Genomic DNA, 22,718 nt, shown 5'->3' with positions numbered 1-22,718 from the left:
TTTGTTGCGCCTACCCTAATCTTTCACTCTGCTAATGAATAGTGGCGATAATCTGGAAAATGCAATTATCACGTGACTAAAACAAAAAAAGCGGGTGCTTTCGCACCCGCTCTATTCATCTTCTGAACAGACCTTTCAGTCACTACATAACATGAACCTGCAGGTTCTGCTGCACCAGCACATCGCCCAGGGTGTTATCACTGGTCAGCGCCGAGTTGTGGTAGATCTCAAAGACTCTGCCCTCAACGGTACGCTCGCCCGTCACTTCCCAGATTCCGCCGTTGCTGTTAGCCAGTGTCACCTGGCTGCCATCTGCGCCTTTGATCAGCAAATCGTCACTCTGCTTATCCGTGATATTGAGTGCTTCATTGAGATCGAGCTTCACGGAGTTGGTTCCGGTTTTACCCAAATCGAGCACCTCAATGTGTTCGACCTTCAGGCCCAGCGCGGTGAGATCCAGACTGAGATGCTCACCATTCAGCACCAGGGTATCGGTGCCTGCGCCGCCATCAATATGGGTAAAGTTAAGGTCACTGACCGTCACGATATCCGCCCCGCTGCTGCCGGTTACTGTCGCCCCCTCAATGGTGCTGCCATCGGCCAGCGTAATCACGACGCCGCCGATGGTGTACCCCGCCTCCTCTGCCGGTGCCGCTGCCACCGCGGCGTCATTTGCCGCCGCGTTTTCACTGCTGCCGACGGGTGTCACGGTATCCGCTTCGGTGATCAGCGTGGAAGCCACCGCCACATGGGCGCTGCTCTCGTCGCTGCTGGTGCTGCTGTTATGCTGCGTCTCCGCGCTGGCGACAGTAGCGCTGTCATCAGCCACCGAGAACAGCGCAACCGATTCGTTTGCCGCCAGCGTCACCGGTAGCACGGCACCCAGTAACAGGGTATTGGTGGTCGAGTAGCTGTTACCGGCCGCGTCGGTAATCGTGACTTTCGCCAGCGTTCCCAGCGACAGCAGCAGGCCCCCCACCGACAGCAGTGAAGGTGAGAAGTTAACCGCGTAACGCCCCAGCGCATCGGTCGTGGTGTTCAGCGTCGGGCCGTTGTTGCCGTTGGAGAGCAGCAGCGTAACGTTCACTTTCGAGCCCTGCGCGGCATTCAGCGATCCCCCCTGCACCACCAGACCCGCCAGTAAGGAACCGACGATGCTCAGCACCGGATCGACCCCGACCAACGGCTGATTGTGCGACAGCGCGGTAAAGCTGCTGGTGCTGGTTGCGGTGTTGCCGCCAATATCCGCCACCGTGACGGTGAGAGGATGGCTGCCATCGGCGATCCCTTTCAGCGTCGCTGACGGCACGCTGATGCTCCATGCGCCATTCGCACCAATAGTAGTGGTGAGGATATTGCCCGCCACGTTCACCGTCACCGTGCCGCCCGCCGCGTTGGTGCTGGTTCCTCTGATGGTTTCAGTACTGTTGGCTTCCGCAATATTGAGGTAGCCATCGCCGCCAAAGAAGCTGTTGACGCTGACCGTTGGCGTGGTGTGACTGACCACACCCAGCGACGCCGAGGTGTTGCCAATGCTGCCCGCACCGTTGGTCACGCTGGCGGTGACGGTCTGCAGACCGTCAGTAATGGCAGCAAGGTTAGCCGCCGGAACAGAGAGGCTCCAGTTGCCGTTGCTGCTCACCGTGGTGCTGTAAGTCTGGCCGCCCAGCGTGACGCGCACGACCGATCCCTCGGCGTTGCTGGCGGTGCCGCTAATAGTCTGCGCCGTTTTGACATCTGCCGCACTCAGCGCACTGTCACCAAACAGCGAGGTAATGGCGACCACCGGCGTCGACTGACTGATGACGCTCAGCGTTCCGCTGCTGTTTGCCACGTTACCGTAGGCATCGGTGCCGGTGACCGTGACGGTTTTACTGCCGTCAGTGATAGCAACCAGATCCGCTTTCGGGACGGTAATACTCCAGTTGCCGCCGCTGACCACTTTGGTGGTGTAGGTCAGGCCATTCAGCGTGGCGCTGAGGGTTGAACCGGCAGAGAGGCTGGACGTCCCGCTCAGGGTCTGGTTAGAGGCCAGATCCGCGGCGCTCAGCACACCATCGCCAAACACCGTATTCACCGACAGGGTCGGCTGGAACAGTCCCAGTGACACGCCCGCGCTGGTGCTGCTGACGTTTCCGACCGGATCGGTGACGGCCGCGCTGACGGTAAAGTTACCGTTCAGCAGCGTTGACAGAATCGCTGGCGAGACAGCGGTTGAGAAACTGCCATCCGCGTTGACCTGCGCGTCGACGATGGTGTTGCCAATTGCCAGCCTGACGCTGCTACCCGCAGCCAGCCCGGAGACCGTGCCGCTGATGGTCTGAGTCACCAGTGACTCCGCCAGGTTCAGCACGCCGTCGCCAAACAGCGGATTGAGGGTGACTTTCGGCAGGTTGTGAATACCGACCAGTGCCCCGGCCGTGGTGCTGTTGGTGTTACCCGCGCTGTCGGTGACGCTGATGCCCACGGTCAGATTGCCATCTGCAATCCCCTGTAACAGCGCTGGCGTCAGCGAGACGTTAAAGTTGCCATTGGCATCGGTCGCCGTCACCAACTGCTGTGAACCTACCGACACCACCACGCGCGATCCCGCTTCCGCGCCGCCAATCACCCCACCGATCACCTGGGTGACCAGCGAATCCGCCACGTTCAGCAGACCGTCGCCAAACAGCGGATTCACGGTGATGGTCGGCAGCAGCGTATCGACCCGGATACCGGCGCTGGTGCTGGCGGTATTGCCCGCCGCATCCGTTACCGACGCGCCCACCGTCAGGTTGCCCTGCGCCAGCGTGCCCAGAATATCTGGCGTCACTGTGGCGCTGAACGCCCCGCCCGCACCCACGGTGGCGGTCACCTGGCTGTTGCCAACCGAGAGCGTCACCACACTGCCCTGCGCGACGTTGTTCACCACCCCGCTGATCACCTGTCCGGTGGCGATATCGGCCAGGTTCAGCACCCCATCACCAAACAGTGAGGTCAGCGAGATTGATGGCGTCTGAGTAAAGATGCCGATGGATGCGCTGCTGGAGGCGACATTACCCGCCACGTCTCTGACGCTGACGCCCAGCGTCAGATTGCCATCCAGCAGAGAGGTCAGATCGCTGCCCGGCAGGCTAACGCTCCACACTCCACCCGCCTGTACCGTCGTACTGTAACTCTTGCTGCCAAAGGTGACCGTCACCTGGGAACCCACAGCCGCATTTTCTATCACGCCACTGACCAGCTGTCCGGCAGCGGCTTCCGCAATGTTCAGCAGGTTATCACCGCCAAACAGCCCGGTGAGCGCGCCAACCACCGGCACCGCATCGACAATCGCCGTGACGGTTTCACCGACGGTACGGGTGTTGCCCGCGGCATCGGTCAGGGTGACATCAAGCGCAAGATTGCCATCGCTCAACAGACCCAGCACCGAAGGCGGCACCACGATGGCCCATTTACCATCCTGCCCCACTGACGCAGAGAGCGTTGTGCCGCCCAGCACCACCGATACCGTGGCACCCACGCCCGCCGAGGTCGCAACCCCGGAGATAGTCTGCGCCACCGTAGTATCCAGCGCGCTGAGCGTGCCGTCGCCGAACACCGAATCGACCACCAGCGTCAGGGCACTGTTGACCACTTTGTTGACCGTCAGCGTGGCGTCGGTCTGGTTGCCCGCACCGTCATTGACCCGCACGCCAAACACCAGCGCACCGTCAGTGAGGCTCGACAGGACATCCGGCGCGAGATCGATGCTCCAGCGTCCGTCAGCACCCACCGTCGCGGTGGCGATCGGCGCGGCATCGCCCAGATAGAGACCGATGGTCTGGCCTTCTGCTCCCTGCGCGCTGCCGGTCAGCACCTGGCTTAGCACCAGGTCAGCGGCGTTGATCACGTTGTCGCCGAGGAACGCGTCGACCAGGACCAGCGGCGCGGCGGTATCGACCGTCACCGTCTGGGTGGTCGTCGTCACGTTACCAGCCGCATCCGCCAGCTGCGCGGTGATCACCGGCGAGCTGCCATCGGGAAGAGCCTGCATCGCGCTGGCAGGAACCGTTGTGGACCAGGTGCCGTTGCTCTGCACCACGGCGTTGTAGGTCTGATTATTGAAGGTCACCACCACCGTGCGACCCACTTCGCTGAGATCGGCGGTGCCACTGATGGCCTGGCTGGTGGCACTTTCATTGCCATTGACCTGGTTGTCACCGGTAAACGGATTGAGAGTCAGTGCCGGTGGCGTAAGGTCGATCAGCACGTTACCGCTGGTGGTCACAGGGTTAGTGCCGTCGGTAGCATTCACCGTGATGGCGACGCTGCCGTCCGCATTGCCAAAGGCGCTGACCGGCAATGCCGCCGTTGACCAGTTGCCCGACCCATCCAGCGTAGTTGCGTACTCCTGACCATTGATCGACACCGTCACTACCCCACCTACGCCGAGGTTAGCGGAGGTGCCACTCACTACCACACCACCCGCCACATCCTGGGTGCTGATGATGTTGTCGCCCGAGACTGTGCCCAGCGTAACCAGCGGCCCTGGCGGTGGGGTAAGATCTACCGTCAGCGCAACTGTGCCGTTGGCGGTATTGCCTGCCAGATCGGTCACTGCCAGCGCCAGGGTCGTCGATGGACCAAAGGTGGCCATCTGTTCTGGCGTCAGCGTTACACTCCAGTTGCCGTTGGCTGTCACTATCGCGGTGCCAAGCAGCGTGTCATTCAGTGAGATCGAAACCACTGATCCCGGCTCGGCTCCCGCTGCGGTGCCGCTGAGACTCTGCGGCTGAATGCTCTCGGTGTAGTTCAGCGCATTGTCACCGGTAAAGGCGGCAACATTAAGCACCGGCGGTGTGGTGTCGAGCACCAGCGAGCTGTTAATGGTGGTGCTGTTGCCCGCCGCATCGGTTGCCGTCACGGTAACCGGATAGGTGGCATCCGGCAGAAGTGAAAGCTCCGCCGTTGTCAGTGGCACCGTCCAGTTCCCATTGGCATCCACTGTCGCGGAATAGGTTGTGCCGCCAAGCGTAAGCTGCACAGTCTGATTCGCGCCCGCCTCACCGGTGGTTCCGCTCAGCGTTACTCCCGCGGCCACATCGCCGCCATTCACATAACTGCCAAGGAATTCCGGATTGACCGCAGGCTGCGGCGCGCTGAGATCTGCGGTGAACGGCAGCTGCGCCGATGCGCTGTTGCCCGCCGCATCCACGACGTTAACCGTCAGTGATTGCGCACCGTCACCCAGTGAACTCAGGGCGTTGGCAGGAATGTTAACAGTCCAGTTACCGTTGCTTGCCACCGTGCCAGAATAGAGGCTGCCGTTGACATCCACGGTAATGCTGACCGCCTGGTTCGCCCCGACACTGCCGGTGGTGCCGGTCAGGGTCACCCCTGCCGCGGCTTCACTGATGTTCAGCAGGTTGTCGCCGCCAAATGCGCCTGGGTTGAAGGTCGGCACAGGCAGCGCCACCTCTGTCACCACGTTCTGCGCCGTCGCGTCGCTGTTACCCGCGATATCGGTCGCCGTCACGGTAATGGTGTGGGTGCCGCTGGTGAAAGTGGCTAACTGCGCCGGCGACAGGGCCAGAGACCAGCTGCCATCGGTCTGCACCGTGGCTGCCAGCGGCTGACCGTTGTTAAAGCCGGAGATCAGCACCGTTACCGTCTGTCCGGCACCAGTAATGCCGGTTGTGCCACTGAGGATCTGTTCACCGGCCGCCTCTGCTGCGTTCAGCGCACCGTCGCCAAACGGCAGGTTCAGGGTGACATCCGGCAGCGCGTTAACGGCGACCAGTATCGTGCCGCTGGTGCTGCCGACGTTGCCGTTCGCATCGGTAACCGTCACGCTCACCGGCCAGTTGCCATCCGGCAATGACTGCAATACAGAAGGCGGCAGATCCAGTGACCAGCGCGAACCACCATCAGTCAGCGTCGCAGAATAGAGGGTGCCATTAACGGTCACCGTGACCGACGCGGCGTTATTAATATTCACCGCACCGGTCAGGGATCCGCCTGAGGCGGCCTCTTCAGCATTGATACGGCCATCAATAAATGGCGTATCCAGCGTTGGATTAGCAATCGGCGTAATCGCAGCGACGAACGTTTTGGTCGTTTCAATGCTGTTACCGGCCCGATCCGTGGTGGTGAGGGTCAGGGTATGTTCACCGGTTCCCAGGCTGGCAATGAACTCTGGGGGCAGGCTGGCAGTCCAGTTGCCATTGGCATCGACCGTCACCGACAGCGGGATATTGTCATCGCCTACCGTGACGCTCAGGGTCTGGCCCGGCACGACGGTGGAGGTGCCGGTGACCAGCTGAACGGAGCCTGCTTCGCTGATATTAATGATGTTATCGCCGAACAGTGTCGTGTCGAAGGCGGCTGAAACAGGATCACTCTGCAGGATCTCAACGCCTGCGGTAACCTGCGCCGGATTACCGGCACCATCCGCGGCGCTGACCACCACCTGTGTCAATCCATCGGCCAGGCCCGTCAGCGCGCCCGGTGCCAGGTTCAGCGTCCAGTTACCGCTGGCATCCGTGGTGGTGCTGAAGTTCTGCCCGCCTACAGAGATGTTCACCACGCTGCCTTCCGGCAGATTGGTACTGTCACCACTCAGCGTTAACGCCCCTTCCGCATCTGCCGCACTGATCAGCGCATCGCCAAACGGCGTATTCAGCGTCAGCGCTGGCAAGGTATTAAACGCTACGTCCAGTGTCGTGGTGCTATCCGTGGTGATATTGCCCGCCGCGTCGGTGACCGAAACGGTAATCGCATTGGGGCCGTCCGCCAGCTGCTGCAGGTCAGCGGTCGGAATAGTAAGTGACCAGTTACCGTCGGCATCGGCCGTGGTGGTATAGCTGACGTTATTCAGCGTCACCGTCACCGGCAATGCGCCCGTGGTGCTGCCGCTGATGGTGAGATCCTGCAGCGACTCCGCCAGGTTAAGGGTATCTCCCGCATCGACCGTGATATTCGTCAGCGCAGGCGGTGTGGTAATGAAACTGACCTCCTGAGTGGCGGTCGCCGGATTGCCTGCGACATCAGTGGCGGTCACGGTAAAGATTTGCGTGCTGCCCGGAGCCACGCTGGTAAAGGCAGCAGACGGCACATTCACCGTCCAGTTGCCGTCAGCGTCGAGCGTGGTGCTGTAGTCAGTGCCGTTAAACGACACCGTCACCAGCGTACCCGCTGCCAGCAGGGTGCTGCTGCCGCTGACCGCGACATCCGCTGTGGCCTCGGTGGCGTTAATCACATCATCGCCGGCTACCACGTTCATGGTCAGCGTCGGCTGAACCTGCTCGCTGGCCAGCACGACCAGGCTGGTGCTGGCGCTGGCCGGATTGCCAGACGTATCCGCTGAGACCACGACCAGCAGCTGATCGCCATCCGGCAGATTACCCAGATCGGCGGCCGGAACGGTCACCGTCCAGCTGCCGTCGGCTGCCACCGTGCCGCTGTACTGAATGTTATTCAGCGTCACCGTCACCAGCTGGCCTTCCACCAGGTTGTTACTGGTGCCGCCGATGTTCAGATCCTGTAGCGACTCCGCCTGGTTAAGGAAATTATCGTCACTGATGGTCCCGATGGTCAGGGTTGGCAGGTTCAGAGTGTCAGCATCACGCGTCAGGGTCTGGGTGGCCGTGGCCGGGTTCCCCGCGGCATCGGTCATTGAGACAGCAACGGTGTAGCTGCCGTCTGCCAGCCCCTGCACGACGCTGGCTGGCAGTGTCACCTCCCAGGTGCCGTCAGAGAGCACCTGAGTGGTGTAATCGACGTTCTGGAAGCTGACGGTGACTGTCTGTCCGGCATCCGCTACCGACGCACTGCCGCTGATAGCGACCGCTTCCAGCACCTCTACCGAATTGATGATGTTGTCGCCGCCGATGGCATTGACGGTCAGCACTGGCGGCGTGAGATCGACCGTAACGGCGCTGGTCAGCGAACCACTGTTACCGGCGGCATCGCTGGCATTGACCACCAGCGTAGTAACCCCCTCGCCCAGCGTCTGCACCTGATCTGCTGTTAAGGTCAGCGTCCAGTTACCCTGCGCATCCACCGTAGCGGAATAATCATTCCCGCCCAGCGTCACGCTGACGGTCTGGCCGTTGCCCGCTACACCGGTGCTGCCGGTCAGCGTCTGACCGACCCCCTGTTCCGCCAGGTTCAGATAACCATCGCCAAACGGGGTGTCTATGCTGACGGCCAGCGACGCCGTCGCCACGGTGATTTCACGGGTTTCGGTTACCGGGTTACCCGCCGCATCGCTGACTGTCACGGTCAGAATGTACGCCCCGGCCGGAATGCCGGCCAGCGAACCCGCAGGCAGCGTCAGATTCCACTCGCCGTTCTGGTCAACCGTGGTGGTCCAGGTCTGGTTGTTCAGGGTAATGGTGACCTGCTGTCCGGCTTCGGCATTGCTGTTGCCGCTGAGAACAATCGGCGCGGTGCTTTCGGCAATATTGATACTGTTATCGCCCGCAACCGTATTCAGTGTCAGGGTCGGTGGCGTCAGATCCACCGTCACGCTGCCCTGGCTGCTGCCGGTGTTACCCGCTGCATCCTGGACTGTGACGGTATAGTTCAGGAGATCTTCCGGCAGGCCGGCCAGCGCGGAAGCCGGCACGCTGATCTGCCAGTTGCCATTGCCGTCGACGGTGCCGTTGTAGGTTGCGCCATTCAGCAGCACGCTCACCGTCTGGCCGTCACCGGTTATGCCGGTGGTGCCGCTCAGGGTTTGTGCTGTGGCGATCTCGCTGCTGTTGAGCAGGCCATCGCCAAAGGCCGAGACGATCTGCGGTGCTGGCAGCGTCGCCAGCACGCTGAGCGCTGCCTCGCTGCTCAGGGTCGCCCCGCCGCTGTCCGTTGCGGTGACAGTCAGGGTGTAAGGCCCATCGGCGAGCGCCGTCAGTGCCTCAGCCGGAACGATCACTGTCCAGCGGCCGCTGGCCGAGACCTGCGCGGTGTAGCTGATGTTGTTAAACAGCAACGTGACCGTGCTGCCCTCTGTCACGTTCACCGACGTACCGGTGACGACCAGGGCCTGACCCAGCTCCTGCGCATTCAGGTAGTTATCTTCGCTGATGGCATCCATCGCCAGGCCAGAGGCATTGCTGTTGACGTCAAAGGTGAGATTGCTGGTGGAGGTGTTGCCCGCCACATCGCTGACTGCCACGGTAAAACTGGCGCTGCCATCATTAATCGCGGCCAGCGCACCGGCTGGCACGATCAGGCTCCATGCCCCGCTCGCCTGCACGGCGGCGCTGTAGACTGTGCCGTCAACGGTGACGGTAACCAGCTGACCCGCTTCGACGTTGGTGGTGGTGCCGGAGAGACGTTGATCGGTGAGGCGCTCCGCGCCATCGACCACGTTGTTACCGGCAAAGGCATCCAGCGTCAGGGTCGGCAGTGTGCCTGGCTCCACTTTCAGCGCCAGGTCGCGGCTGGTGGTGGTGGCATTTCCTGCCGCATCGCTGGCGGTCACGGTCAGCGGATAGCTGCCGTTGCCCAGCCCGGTGTAAACCGTGGCGGGCAGCTCCAGCGACCAGACGCCGTTAACGTCAGCGGTGGTGCTCAGGATGGTGCCGTTGAAGCTGGCCACAATCAGGGCGTTAGCTTCGCTGCTGCCGGTCAGCGTCAGCGGCTGCTGACTTTCAGCGGCGTTAATGATGCCATCGGATGGCGTAATGAAGTTCAGCACCGGAGGCAGTGTATCCACCACCAGGTTGCCATCCGCCTGGCTGTTGTTGCCCGCCACATCACTGACGACCACGGTGTAGCCACTATTGCCCTGCGGCAATGCAGACAAGACATCGGCCGGAACGGCGACCTGCCAGTTGCCTGCGGCATCGACCGTGCCGCTGTAGTTGTTGCCGCCCAGCGTCACGACGACGGTCTGGCCGTCGCCGGTCACGCCCGTGTTACCAGTGATCGCGCCACCGGCGGCGGCTTCCTCACCGTTCAGAATGCCATCATCAAAGGCCACGCCCGGGGTCGCCACCGGCAATGCGCTGGCGATCACCGTCAGGGTAGCGTCGCTGGTCGCCAGCGGCTGTCCGTTAGCGTCGCTGGCGGTGGCGGTGATGGTCTGCGGGCCGTCTGCCGATCCGGTAAAGGTGCCTGCCGGTAAGGTCAGGCTCCAGCTTCCATCTGCCGTCACGGTGGTACTGACAGTGGTGCCGTTGGCCAGCACGGTAACAATGCTGCCATCAGGCAGACCGCTGGTGCTGCCGCTGACCACGACGGCGCCACCCAATTCCTGCGCATTGAGGTAGTTGTCGTCACTGACGGGTGCCAGCGCGATCGACGGCAGGGTGTTGTCCACACTGAAGTCAAGCGGGCTGCTGGCGGTGTTACCCACGGCGTTGATGACGCTGACGTTCAGCGTCTGGTTGCCTTCTCCCAGCTCAGCCAGGGCGCCCGCAGGCAGAATAATGCTCCAGTTGCCGCTGGCCTCGACCACACCGCTGTATTCGATCCCATTCAGGGAGATGATCACCTGCTGGCCCGGTTCGACATTCGTGCTGCTGCCGCGCACCGTTATCGGCTGCAGCTGCTCCGCTGTCGTGACGATGCCGTCACCGGCGAAGGTGCTGCTGTCGATGGTCAGTACAGGCTGCACGTCCGGCGCGGTTGCCACATTCAGATCAACCACCTGGCTGCTCTGATTCCCGTTAGCACTGGTTTCCGTCACCGTCACCAGATTACTGCCAGGAGGCAGCGCCGCCAGCGCTTCAGGGGCGATCTGCAGCGTCCACTGGCCGTTAACGCCAACGGTGGTGCTGTAGAGCTGGTCATTGAGCTGCACCGTGACCACGTCGCCATTCTGACCACTGCCACTCACCACCAGCGGCTCTGCCAGTTCCCCGACGTTCAGCGCGTTATCACCGCTGACCGGCGCGACGACCAGCGGAGGCGGCGTAGTCGCAACCGTCAGGGCACTGTTCTGGCTGCTGCTGTTACCGGCCGCGTCGGTGACGGTGACCACCACCGGATAGCTGCTGCCATTGGTCAGACCGGCAAGCGCCGCTGGCGGAACAGCCAGCGCCCAGTTTCCGTCACCATCAACGGTGCCGGTGTAGGTCACGCCATTCAGCGTCACACTGACGCGGTCGCCTTCACTGCCTGCGCCGCTGAAACTGAACCCTGCCGCCTGCTCAGCGATGTTCAGCACGCCATCACCTGCGGGCGCAGTGATACTGAAGTCTGGTGCCGTGGTATCCACGGTAACCGACACTGGCGTAGTGGCGACGTTGCCGCTGACGGTGGTGACGGTCACGTTGAGATCGTAACGGCCATCTGGCAACTGTTGCAGATTCGCAGCAGGCACGGTGGCGGTCCAGCTGCCATCGGCGGCAACCACTGCGTCATAGGTCTGGCCATTCAGCGCAAGGCTGACGCTACTACCTGGCGTAACGGTGCCGCTGAGGGTCAGATCGGTGGCAGTTTCAGCCTCATTAATCGTGCCATCGGTGGCAATCGGGTTAACGGTCAGCGCCGGTACGCCGGTATCAACAATCAGCGGCTCGCTGATGCTGGTGCTGTTACCCGCTTCATCACTCACCGTAACGGTAATCGGATTACTGCCCTGCGCAAGTGCCTGCAGTCTGTCTGCGGGTATCGTCACGCTCCATTCACCATTCGCGTCTACAGTGGCCGGATAGCTGGCACCGCCCAGGGTCACGCTGACGGCCTGGCCTGGCAGCACTGTGCCGGTCAGCGTCTGCGCCGCGCTGGCTTCATCGGTATTGAGTATGCCGTCAGTGAATGGCGTGTTGATTTGCGGGTCTGCCAGCGGCGCGGTCGCCACCAGCAGCGGCAGGCTGTTCTGCACATCACCCGAAGAGACGGTAACGGTGGTCGTGCCCTGCAGCAGCGTCGCCAGATCGGCAGCCGGCACGGTCAGGGTCCACGCACCGGTTTCATCGGTCGTCGTGCTGTAGACGGTGCCGCCAGTCACCAGCGTTACGCTGATCGGGCTGTTAGCCGGCAGGTTCGCTGAACCGCCGCTGAGGATAAGATCGCTCTGCGCCTCCAGGGCATTCAGCGCATTGTCGTCACTGATTGGGGCAATCGACAGCGACGGTACGGGTGAAGTAACCACGCTAAACTGCCCTTCAGCAGGCAGCGCCGGGTTACCGGCCACATCGGTAATCGCCACGGTGAAGGTTTTATCGCCTGCGCCGCCCAGCGATCCGGCTGGCAGCGACACACTCCAGCTACCGTTCGCCTGTACTACGCCATCGTAAGACTGGCCATTGATGGTCAGCAATACCGGCTGACCTGCCGGTACGCCGGTGACGTTACCGGTGACCAGAATGTCGGTGAGCTGTTCAGCGCTGTCGACCTGATTATCGCCGGTCACGGGATTAATGGTCAGCGCCGGCGACGTTGCCGCCAGCACAGTGACGCTGGTCGGTACGGTGCTGTTGTTACCATATGCATCGCTGAGTACCACATCCACCGGATAGGTTGCGTCACCCAGTTGGCTGATAATCGCGGCGGGCACCGTAACACTCCACGCGCCATCGGTATCCACGGTGGCGGTGTAGGTCTCGCCATTGAAACTCACCGTGACGGTGTCGCCCTGGGCCCCCCCGCGTCCGTCGAGTGTGAGATCCTGAGTGTGTTCAGCGATATTGATATAACCATCACTGCCCGGCGTGGAGACTTCCAGCAACGGCGGTGTGGTGGCGAAAATCAGCGAACTGCTGGCTGGCGTGGTATTACCATCGGCGTCTGTCGCCACTACCGATACCGGTTGGGTACCGTTGGGCACATTTACCAGGTCGGATGCCGGAACGGTGACACTCCAGCTGCCACCCTGCGCCACCACGGCGCTGTAGGCCACGTTATTCAGCGTGACGCGGATGATGTCGCCTTCGTCGCCGGTTCCGCTGACGATTAGCGGCTGCTGCGCGTCGCTGACGTTGATCACGCCATCATCGCTGAGATCGTTGAGCGTCAGAGCGGGCACCGCGGTAGCCACCCGCAGTTCCGTATTCTGAGTGCTGATGTTACCGGCCGGATCGGTCACGGTGACGGTCACCGGATAGGTCTGATTGGTCAGCGTGCCGAGATCGGCCACCGGGACGGATGCACTCCAGTTACTGTTTTCGTCAACAATGGCGGTGTAGGACTTACCGTTTAATTCCACCGTCACGCTGTCGCCCGGGGTGCCGGTTCCGCTGATTTGCAGCGGCGTAGTGAGTTCGTTGTTGGTCAGGACGCCATCACCGCCCGGTGCGGTAACGGTTGCAACCGGAGGCTGCGTGCTGACCGCCAGGGGCTGCGTCTGCGTGGTGGTGTTACCGCTGGCATCAGTCAGCGTAACTACCAGCGTATAGCTGCTGCCATCTGACAGGGCCTGCAGCGCCGCTGGCGGCAGATCCACCGTCCAGTTGCCCTGCCCATCTACGGTGGCGCTGTAACTCACGTTATTCAGCGAGACAGAAACCACTTCGCCCGGCAACGCACCTGAACCGCTGACCGGCAGACCGGCAGCCACTTCGCTGCTGTTGAGAATGCCATCGCCGCCTGCGACCTCTGCCACAATCAGATTCGGTGGCAGCGTGTCGACGCTGAAGTTGAGCGTCTCGTCCACGCGGTTGCCTGCTTCATCAATCGCGGTAATGATCAGGCTGTTGGCGCCCTGTGGCAGTAAGGCGAGATCGGCGGCCGGCAGCGCCAGGCTCCAGCTGCCGTCAGGATTGACCGTGGTGCTGTAGGTTTTACCGTTAAGTTCCAGTTCAACCTGCTGGCCCGGCACGGCTTTGCCGGTGCTGCCGCCGATCAGCAGATCGCTGCCCGCTTCCACCCGGTTGAGAAGGCCATCGGTGATCGCGCTCTCCTCCAGCGTGATTTGCGGCAGCGTGGCTGCGACTACATTCAGCTGAGCGGAGTCGGTCAGCAGTGCGCCGGTGGCGTCGGTGGTGGTGACCGAAATCAGTTTTACGCCGTCGGTAATAGTGGTGAGATCGCCTGCCGGAACGGTGACGCTCCAGAAGCCATTGCTGTTCACTACCGCGCTGTAATTGCTGCCGTTAAAGTTAAGCTGCACTGCCTGGCCCGGGTTAACGCCGACTGCAGATCCGCTGATGATCAGATCGCTGCTCAGCTCCTGCTGGTTCAGGAAACCATCAAGGCTGACAGGTTCACTAATGGAAACCACGCCAGGTTCGCCTGCCGCCGGGGCGACGTTAATATCGCGGGTGTCGGTAGCTGAGGCGCCTGCCGCCGTTGTGACGCTGACCGCGATGGTGCTGCTGCCCGCCGCCAGTGCGCTGAGCGCCGCAGAGGGGATCTGCGTGCTCCAGCTGCCATCCGCGTTGACCAGCGCAGTGTAATTTTGGCCGCCCAGGGTAATGGTGACCGTCTGGCCCGCCTCCACGTTGCTGGTGCTGCCGGACAGCGTCTGGTCCAGCGCTTTTTCGCTGTTATCCAGCAGATCGTCACCGGCAAACAGGGCGATCGTCACCGTCGGCGTACCCGGTTCCGCTGGCGCTTCCACCGCAATCACCCGATCTTCGCTGACTGTTACGCCCGCCTGATTGGTGACTGTGGCCGCGATAGTCGCGTTGCCCGCCGTCAGTGCCGCCAGCGCGCTGGCCGGGACGCTCAGGCTCCAGCTGCCATCCGCGCCGACCGTGGCGCTGTAAGTCTGGTCGCCCAGCGTAACGGTCACGACCTGACCCGCCTCGACATTGGTTGAGCTGCCGCTCAGCAGCTGATCGCTGGTTTTCTCATCGTTGCTCAGCACGTCATCCACGGCGAACTGATCGAGCGTGATAGTGGGCTGGCCCGGCTCGGTAACCGGCGGCTCAACCGTGATCGGCAGCGTGTCACTTACGGTGGTGCCTGCCGCATTGCTGACCGTGACCACCAGCGAGGCAGAACCGGCTGCCAGCGCACCGAGTGCATCGGCCGGAATGGCAATGTTCCAGCTGCCGTCGGCGCCAACCGTTCCGCTGTAGCTCTGGCCGCCCAGCGTCACCGTGACAATCTGGCCCGCCTCGACGTTGGTGGTGCTGCCGGAGACCGCCTGCGCTTCCAGCTTCTCATCGTTGCTCAGGATGTTGTCGTCAGCAAAGGCATTGAGAGTTAGCGTCGGGGTGCCTGGCCCGGTGCCCGAGGACTCCACCAGGAAGTCGCGGGTTTCAGTGATCTGAGTACCAGACTGATCTGTCACCGTCACATTCAGGGCTGCGCTACCGGCTGTCAGCGCCGCCAGCGAACTGGCAGGAATCGACACGCTCCAGCTGCCATCCGCGCCGACCGTGGCGGTAAAAGTCTCTCCGTTCAGAGTGACAGTGACCTGCTGGCCTTCGCCGATATTAGTGGTGGTGCCGCTCAGCAGCTGATCGCTGGCTTTCTCGCTGTTGCTGAGGATGTCATCCCCGGCAAAGGCGTCGATGGTTACGGTGGCTTCACCCGGCTGCGTTACCGGGGCTTCGACAGTGACTGGCTGCGTTGAAGTGACTGTGTCGCCCGCTGCATTACTGACCGAGACGGTCAGTGTGGTGGTGCCTGCTGCCAGCGCGTTCAGCGCGGCTGACGGCACGGCGACGCTCCAGCTGCCATCACCCTGCACGCTGGCACTGTAGGTCTGACCGCCCAGGGTGACCGTCACGATCTGCCCGGTTTCGACATTACTGGTGCTACCGCTGACAAGCTGATCGACCGCTTTTTCGTCGTTGCTCAGAAGGTTATCGCCGGCGAAATCATTCAGGATCAGAGACGGCACGCCCGGTTCCGTTACTGGCGTCTCAACTGCGATATCGCGGATTTCGGTAGTGCTCACGCCATCGGCATTGCTGACGGTAACGCTGATGGTATTAGCTCCCGCAGGCAGATTACCCAGCGCGGCTGCCGGAACAATTACACTCCAGTTACCACTGCCATCGACGGTGCCGAGGTAAGTCTGGCCACCGAAGGTGACTGTCACCGTCTGGCCCGCTTCGATGTTGGTGGTGGAGCCGGAGAGCGTCTGGGCCGTCCCTTTTTCATCGTTGCTGAGGATGTCATCCCCGGCAAACTGACCAATGGTGACGGTGGGTTCGCCCGGCAGTGTGACAGGCGCTTCCACGGTGATGGGCAGCGTGCCGGTCACGGTATCACCGGCCACATTGCTGACTGAAACCGTCAGCGTCGTTTCACCTGCCGCCAGGGCGCTCAGGGCCGCCGATGGCAAAGTAACGCTCCAGTTGCCCTGCGAATCAACGCTGCCGCTGTAAGTCTGGCCGCCCAGGGTGACGGTTACCAGCTGACCGGGTTCAACATTGCTGGTGCTGCCGGTGAGTGTCTGATCGGTGACTTTCTCCCCATTACTCAGCACGTTGTCCCCGGCAAAATCATCCAGCGTGACGGATGGCGGGCCCGGAACGACCGGCGTATCAATGCTGATCGCGCGGTTTTCACTGGCTTCAATGCCAGCCTGGCTGGTGACGACCGCGGAAATCGCAACCGAACCGGCTGCCAGCGCATTCAGTGCCGCAGGCGAGAGCGTGACGCTCCAGTTGCCCTGCGCATCCACTACTGCGCTGTAGGTCTGATCGCCCAGCGTGATGGTGACAATCTGGCCCGCTTCCACATTGGTGGTGGTGCCGCTAAGTACCTGATCGCTGCTTTTCTCGGCATTGCTGAGAATGTCATCACCGGCAAACTGATCGATGGTGATAACGGGCGTACCCGGCTGAGTCAGTGGTGGCTCTACGTTTACGGTCAGGCTACCGCTGGCAGCGGTTCCTGCCTGGTTAGCAACGGTGGCAGTCACCGTGGTGGTGCCGGATGCCAGTGCGGTCAGCGCATCAGCAGGCACGGTAATGCTCCAGCTACCGTCGCCTGCCACGCTGCCGCTGTAGCTCTGGCCGCCCAGGGTAACCGTGACGATCTGCCCGGCTTCGACGTTGGTGGTGCTGCCGCTAAGAATCTGATCGCTGGTTTTTTCTGCGTTGCTCAGCACGTCGTCGCCGGTAAACGGGGCGATCGTCAGGGCTGGCACACCAGGGGTGGTGTCAGGTGCCTGCACCTGGATACCCAGGCTGGCGGCAGCCGCCGTGCCCGCGGCGCTGGTCACACTGACCGAAATGGTGCTGCTGCCTGCAGCCAGCGCCGAGAGTGCGGCAGCCGGAATTGAGACGCTCCAGCTGCCATCCGCCCCCACAGTGGCGTTATAGCTCTGTCCGCCCAATGTCACACTGACCTGCTGGCCCGCTTCGACATTGCTGGTGCTGCCGGACAACGTTTGTGGCGTGGTTTTTTCGCTGTTATCCAGCAGGTTATCGCCCGCAAACGGGTTCAGGCTAATGGACGGCGCAGCCGGTGTGCCGGGATCGGCGGCCGCGACGGTAATGGGCAGGCTGCCGGTGGTCGTCGTGCCCGCCGCGTTAGTGACGCTGACGTCGATGGTGGTGGTGCCTGCGGCGAGTCCCGCCAGCGCGGCAGCAGGAATAGTGACGCTCCAGCTGCCGTCAGCACCGACGATGGCGTTGTAGGTCTGGCCGCCCAGCGTGACAGTGACAATCTGACCCGCTTCGACATTACTGGTGGTGCCGCTCAGTACCTGATCGCTGCTTTTTTCCGCGTTATCCAGAACATCATCGCCAGCGAATGCATTGAGCGTGATAGCAGGCGTCCCCGGCGTGACCGGTGTTCCAGGATCGGTGCCACCATCATTGCCGCCACCGTTACCCCCACCGCCGCCACCACCACCACCGCCGACGCCAACGGCCAGACCGGCTAAGCCGAGCACACCCAGACCGCCCGCCGTTATCACACCCATCGAGGTGTTGGCGTTATCTGCCAGCAGCAGCGGCTCTACGCTGTCGAGTGATTCATAGGTTGGCGTGACCGACGTGGAAGCGAGTTCAGCCCCTTCTGCGGTCTGTGGAAAGAGCGCATGTTCCGGTGGGTTGACGCCATCATCGAACACCAGTTCGCTGTGCTGGCCATCGGCGTCGTCGAGGAAGAATTTCTGATAGCGGACAGTCTTGCCGTCGCGCATATGCAGCACCAGATCGTTACCCTGGCGCTCATACTGCGTCACCATGTCGCGGGTGCCGCTGATGCGCACGACGCTGGGCTCGGTGAGGTTAATGGATTGTGACGAACCGCTGACGGACTGCGAGATGAGTGTGCCGTTTTCGCGCGAGATAATGTCTACACGGCCTTGCGTGAGTTCTGCCATTTGTAACCTCTACTCCACCAGATTAGCTAATATACTGAATCCATAAACATAAAATTATTTTATGCTTACAGTGTTCACACATAGTTTCACCTTCTGAAGATCAGAAGATGTCTTAACCTGGTGTATGTCGAAACGGCAAAGCCAAAGTTGGTCGCACGCCCCTAATCAGAGTGGCGAGTGACGCTATTATTGTTAGTTTTACTTGTACAGATTCACGCAAAATGTAACGTTTCTGACAGATTAAGTTTTAGCGTAGCCGTGTTAAAAAACAATTTCAATGTACAGATTTCATTATGGTTTAATCTTCATTACATAAGCCTCACTTGAAAAAAGGTTTTCATAAAATCCGCTTTGCCTTTGTTTTTACATGTCAATTTATTGCTGACTGTTTCCGGAAATGATGCGGAGAGGTTAAAAAACCACCACTACCGGAACATCAGGGCTGTAAAAAAAATTTGTTCATTAAGCGATTCAGCCATCATTTATCAGTGGCCCTGTTCCGATTTTTCAGCAGCAAGTCGTTGAAAAACGACAGTGAAATTTGAGTTAAGTCATTCTGCGGGGCGGTGGTCATGCCAGGAAAGTTCTGGAAAAAATTCGCAGCGCGACAAAAGTCGGTAAACTCCCGGTTTTGTCATTTATGCCATGTTGCAATCCCCTTCCTGATAAGAGGCGCAACGACCACTGACTCACGGCCAGTGCTACACTTTTCCGCTTTACCATTGATGAATCTGACCTATGACCGCACTGGACGCTGCACAACAAAACAAACATCAGAGCCGCCTGAACTGGGGCACGCGCACCATCTTTTTGATCAATGGCTTAGGAATGTCAGCCTGGGCTCCGCTGGTGCCGTTTGCCCGCGATCGTCTGCAGCTCAGCGGCGCATCACTGGGCGCGTTACTGCTCTGTCTGGGTATTGGTTCGCTGGCCGCGATGCCGGTGACCGGCACACTGGTGGGGCGGTTTGGCTGCCGTCGGGTGATGTGCTTCTCTACCCTGTTAGTGCTGATGATGATGCCGCTACTGGCCACGGCTGACTCTCATCTGGTCATGGCGGCTGCGTTGATGCTGTTTGGCGCCGGGCTGGGCATGCTGGATGTGGCGATGAATTATCAGGCGGTTCAGGTTGAGCAGGCGGCGGATAAACCGATGATGTCCGGCTTCCATGGCTTCTTTAGTCTTGGCGGGATTCTGGGTGCGGGCACGGTCAGCCTGTTGCTGAGCCAGTCTTTTTCACCCCTGGCCGCCACGCTGGTGGTAATGGCAGTGATGTTGTTGCTGTTGCTGTGGCGACTGCCGGTCTTAATGAATGAACGCCTGCATCAGCCCGATCAACCCTGGCTGGTGATCCCACGCGGCTGGGTCGCGTTTCTTGGCCTGCTCTGCTTTATCCTGTTCCTGGCGGAAGGGGCCGTGCTGGACTGGGGCGCGCTGCTGCTGCTGCAGAACCCGGAGATGTCACCCGCCTGGGCCGGACTGGGCTATGCGGTGTTTTCCGTAGCGATGACGCTGGGCCGTTTTAGCGGCGATAAGATCATCCAGCGTTTTGGTCGCTACCCGGTGATGCTGACCGGCGCGCTGACCGCCGCCGCGGGCATGAGTCTGGCCGTCTGGCTGCCGTGGCCGGAGATCGCCCTGCTGGCTTTCCTGCTGGTCGGCTTTGGTTTATCTAACACGGTGCCGATGTTGTTCAATGCTGCCGGGAATCAACAGGATATGCCTGCGAACCTGGCGATTTCTGCCATGACAACGCTGGGATATGCGGGTATTCTCTCAGGTCCGGCTTTAATCGGATTCATTTCGCAATGGATCAGCCTCAGCGGCGCATTTTTAGCGATCGCCCTGTTGCTGTTAGCGGTAGCCGCCAGTGCGCGAAAAGTTGCGCAATAATTCAGGTACCTGACACGCTATGTTGTATAAGTTTCCACTGACCTCCGGCAACGTCACCCGCTTTTTTGTGGTTTTCAATCTGGTGCTCCTGCTGGCGCTGGGCTTTATGGTGCATAACTCGGTGAATGCCTGGCTGACCGGGAAGCGCTATGCCATGGACGATCTGGCACGTGACGTTCAGAAGCGCATTGATGCCTATCGCTTTGCCACCTGGCAGATCTATGAAAACCTCTCTACCAGTGCGGCAGGTGCAACACCCGGCAGTAACCTGCAGGAGACGCGACTGCGTCCTGACGTCTACTATCTGGAAAAAACCCGGCGTAAAACGGAAGCGCTGATTTTCGGCTCACATGACAGCAGCACGCTGGACATGACCATGCGGATGTCGAACTATCTCGACACGCTGTGGGGCGCAGAAAATCCCACCTGGTCGATGTACTTTTTAAATGGTCAGGACAATAGCCTGATTATGATCTCGACCCTGCCGCTGAAAGATATGGCGACGCGTTATAAAGAGAGCGCCATCAGTTCAATGGTTGATGGCCGTCGTGCTGAGATGTTGCAGCAGGCGAATGCGCTCGATGAGCGCGAGAGTTTCTCACCGCTGCGCCACCTCGCCTTCCAGAACGATCACTATTTCACGCTGCGTACCACCTTTAATCAGCCAGGCCATCTGGCCACAGTGGTCGCCTTTGATCTGCCGGTTAACGATATTGTTCCGCAGAACATGCCGCTGGAAAATTTCCAGCTGCGTCAGGACAGCTCAATGCCTGCCAGCAGTAGTGAACAGCAGGAGGTGGAAAATACCCGCATCTCACTGGTTAATCCCAATATCGAGATTACGGCCACCCTGCCCAGCACCTCGCTGCAGCTGGTTTATCAGGTGCCGATTGGCCGTCTGATTATCGACACCCTGCATAATCTGCTCTGGCCTCTGCTGATTAACCTGCTGCTGTTCCTGCTTTCACTGGCGGGTATCGTGCTGCTGCGCCAGCAGTCGCTGCGTCCCAGCGAGAACCAGAGCGCTGAACTCGATTCGCTGCGGGTATTAAATGAAGAGATTGTGGCCAGTCTGCCGGTCGGTCTGCTGGTGTATGACTTTGCCAGCAACCGCACCCTGCTGAGCAATAAGATTGCTGAACATCTTTTGCCTCACCTCAATCTGCAGAAGATCATTAATATGTCCGACCAGCATCAGGGCGTGCTGCAGGCCACCATCAATAACGAAGTGTATGAGATTCGCCACGCCCGCAGCGTGCTGTCGCCGCATACCCAGCTGTTTATGATGCGTGACCAGGATCGCGAGCTGCTGGTGAATAAGAAGCTGCAAAAAGCGCAGCAGGTGCTGGATCGTAACCATCAGATGCGACAGCAGCTGCTGCACAATCTGGGCCACGCGCTGAATCAGCCCCTGGAGAAGATGGTGACGCAGCTGGTACAGCTCAGCCAGCGTGATGCCGATGAGACCGTGCTGGACCTGCTCGATGAGAGTCAGGGGCTGGCGCGGCTGGTGGATGATATTGTGCTGCTGAACCGGCTTGAGGCGCACGACTGGTCACCCGATGCGACCGTCTTTAACCTGCAGGAACTGCTGGATGAGATCGCGCTGGAAAGCCTGCCGCTGATGCGCCGCAAAGGGCTGTCGCTGGTGGTGAATAATCACCTGGCTAATGATGAGACGCGCTTTGGCGACCGTCGCGCCCTGCGTAAAGTGCTGACCACGCTGATGCACTACGCCCTGACCACCACCCGCTGGGGGAAAATCACCCTGGAAGTTAAGGCTGCGGACAAGCAGGCCGATAGATTGATTATCGAACTGGTGGATACCGGTGCGGGCCTGACGGTGGATGAACTGGCCAATGTCGACTTCCCGTTCCTGGGCGATACCAGTCAGGATCGCTACGGACAGGCTTCTGGCATGGCGTTCTTCCTCTGTAAGCAGCTCTGCAAGCAGATGGGTGGCAGCCTGGATATCGTGGCAAAAGCGGATATCGGCACGCGCTACAACATGCAGTTGCCGCTGGTGCTGGAGCAGAAGCGCGAAGAAGAAGAGGAAAAAATTCTGGATGGCGTTACCGCGCTGGTGGAGATCACCGTGGAGGACGTGCATAAAATTGTCTGCCGCCATCTGGAAAACTGGGGAGCGCGTTGTCTGACACCCGACGAGCGCATTTCCGGTCAGGATCACGATGTGCTGGTGACCGACGATCCATCAAAGCTTAGCGGCTGGGCACTGCTGCTGGCGGAAGATGAACTGGGGCACCATGCACTGAACGACCAGCAGTATCGGGTCAATTTCAATCTCAGTAATGCGCTGCTGGATGCATTGCTGGCACTGATAGAGAAGCAACTGTCGCATGATGTGATGGATAACGACACGGAAGACGACGCGGCCACGCCATTGATGAGCGGCGGCTATTTCCAGCTGTTTACGGAGACAGTACCGGTTGATGTGAAGAGGCTGTATACTGAGTCGGCGGAAAAGGACTACGCCTCGCTTGCTCAGACAGCGCATCGCCTAAAGGGCGTGTTTGCCATGCTCAATCTGACTCCCGGCAAACAGCTTTGTGAAGAGTTAGAACACCACATTAAAGCGTGTGACGATTCAAACATTACAAATACCACCAGTGATATTGACGCTTACGTCAATCAACTGCTGCAGCAAGGTAACCAATAA

General features: G+C 60.4%; 3 protein-coding genes. 2 read left to right on the top strand and 1 reads right to left on the bottom strand.

Translation table 11 applies throughout. From position 1 onward, the window contains the following. Positions 1 to 142: 142 nt before the first annotated feature. The gene (locus tag ACO6VX_RS01680) at positions 143 to 18,148 is read right to left on the bottom strand and encodes an Ig-like domain-containing protein (RefSeq protein WP_422457497.1); all 18,006 of its coding nucleotides are present in this window, start codon (positions 18,146 to 18,148) and stop codon (positions 143 to 145) included. 738 nt (positions 18,149 to 18,886) lie between these two features. Between ACO6VX_RS01680 and ACO6VX_RS01675 the strand changes: the two genes are divergently transcribed. Both ACO6VX_RS01675 and rcsD read left to right on the top strand, forming a co-directional pair. Continuing rightward, positions 18,887 to 20,041: an MFS transporter gene (locus tag ACO6VX_RS01675; RefSeq protein WP_422457495.1), complete on the top strand. Its 1,155-nt coding sequence runs from the start codon at positions 18,887 to 18,889 to the stop codon at positions 20,039 to 20,041. A gap of 19 nt (positions 20,042 to 20,060) precedes the next feature. Continuing rightward, positions 20,061 to 22,718: a phosphotransferase RcsD gene (gene rcsD, locus ACO6VX_RS01670; protein ID WP_010248389.1), complete on the top strand. Its 2,658-nt coding sequence runs from the start codon at positions 20,061 to 20,063 to the stop codon at positions 22,716 to 22,718.

The organism is Pantoea sp. BJFS-204, from assembly GCF_049310725.1.
GTDB lineage: Bacteria > Pseudomonadota > Gammaproteobacteria > Enterobacterales > Enterobacteriaceae > Pantoea > Pantoea agglomerans.
Note: the sequence above shows the minus strand (reverse complement) of the source record. Positions and strands in the feature narration are given on the sequence as shown.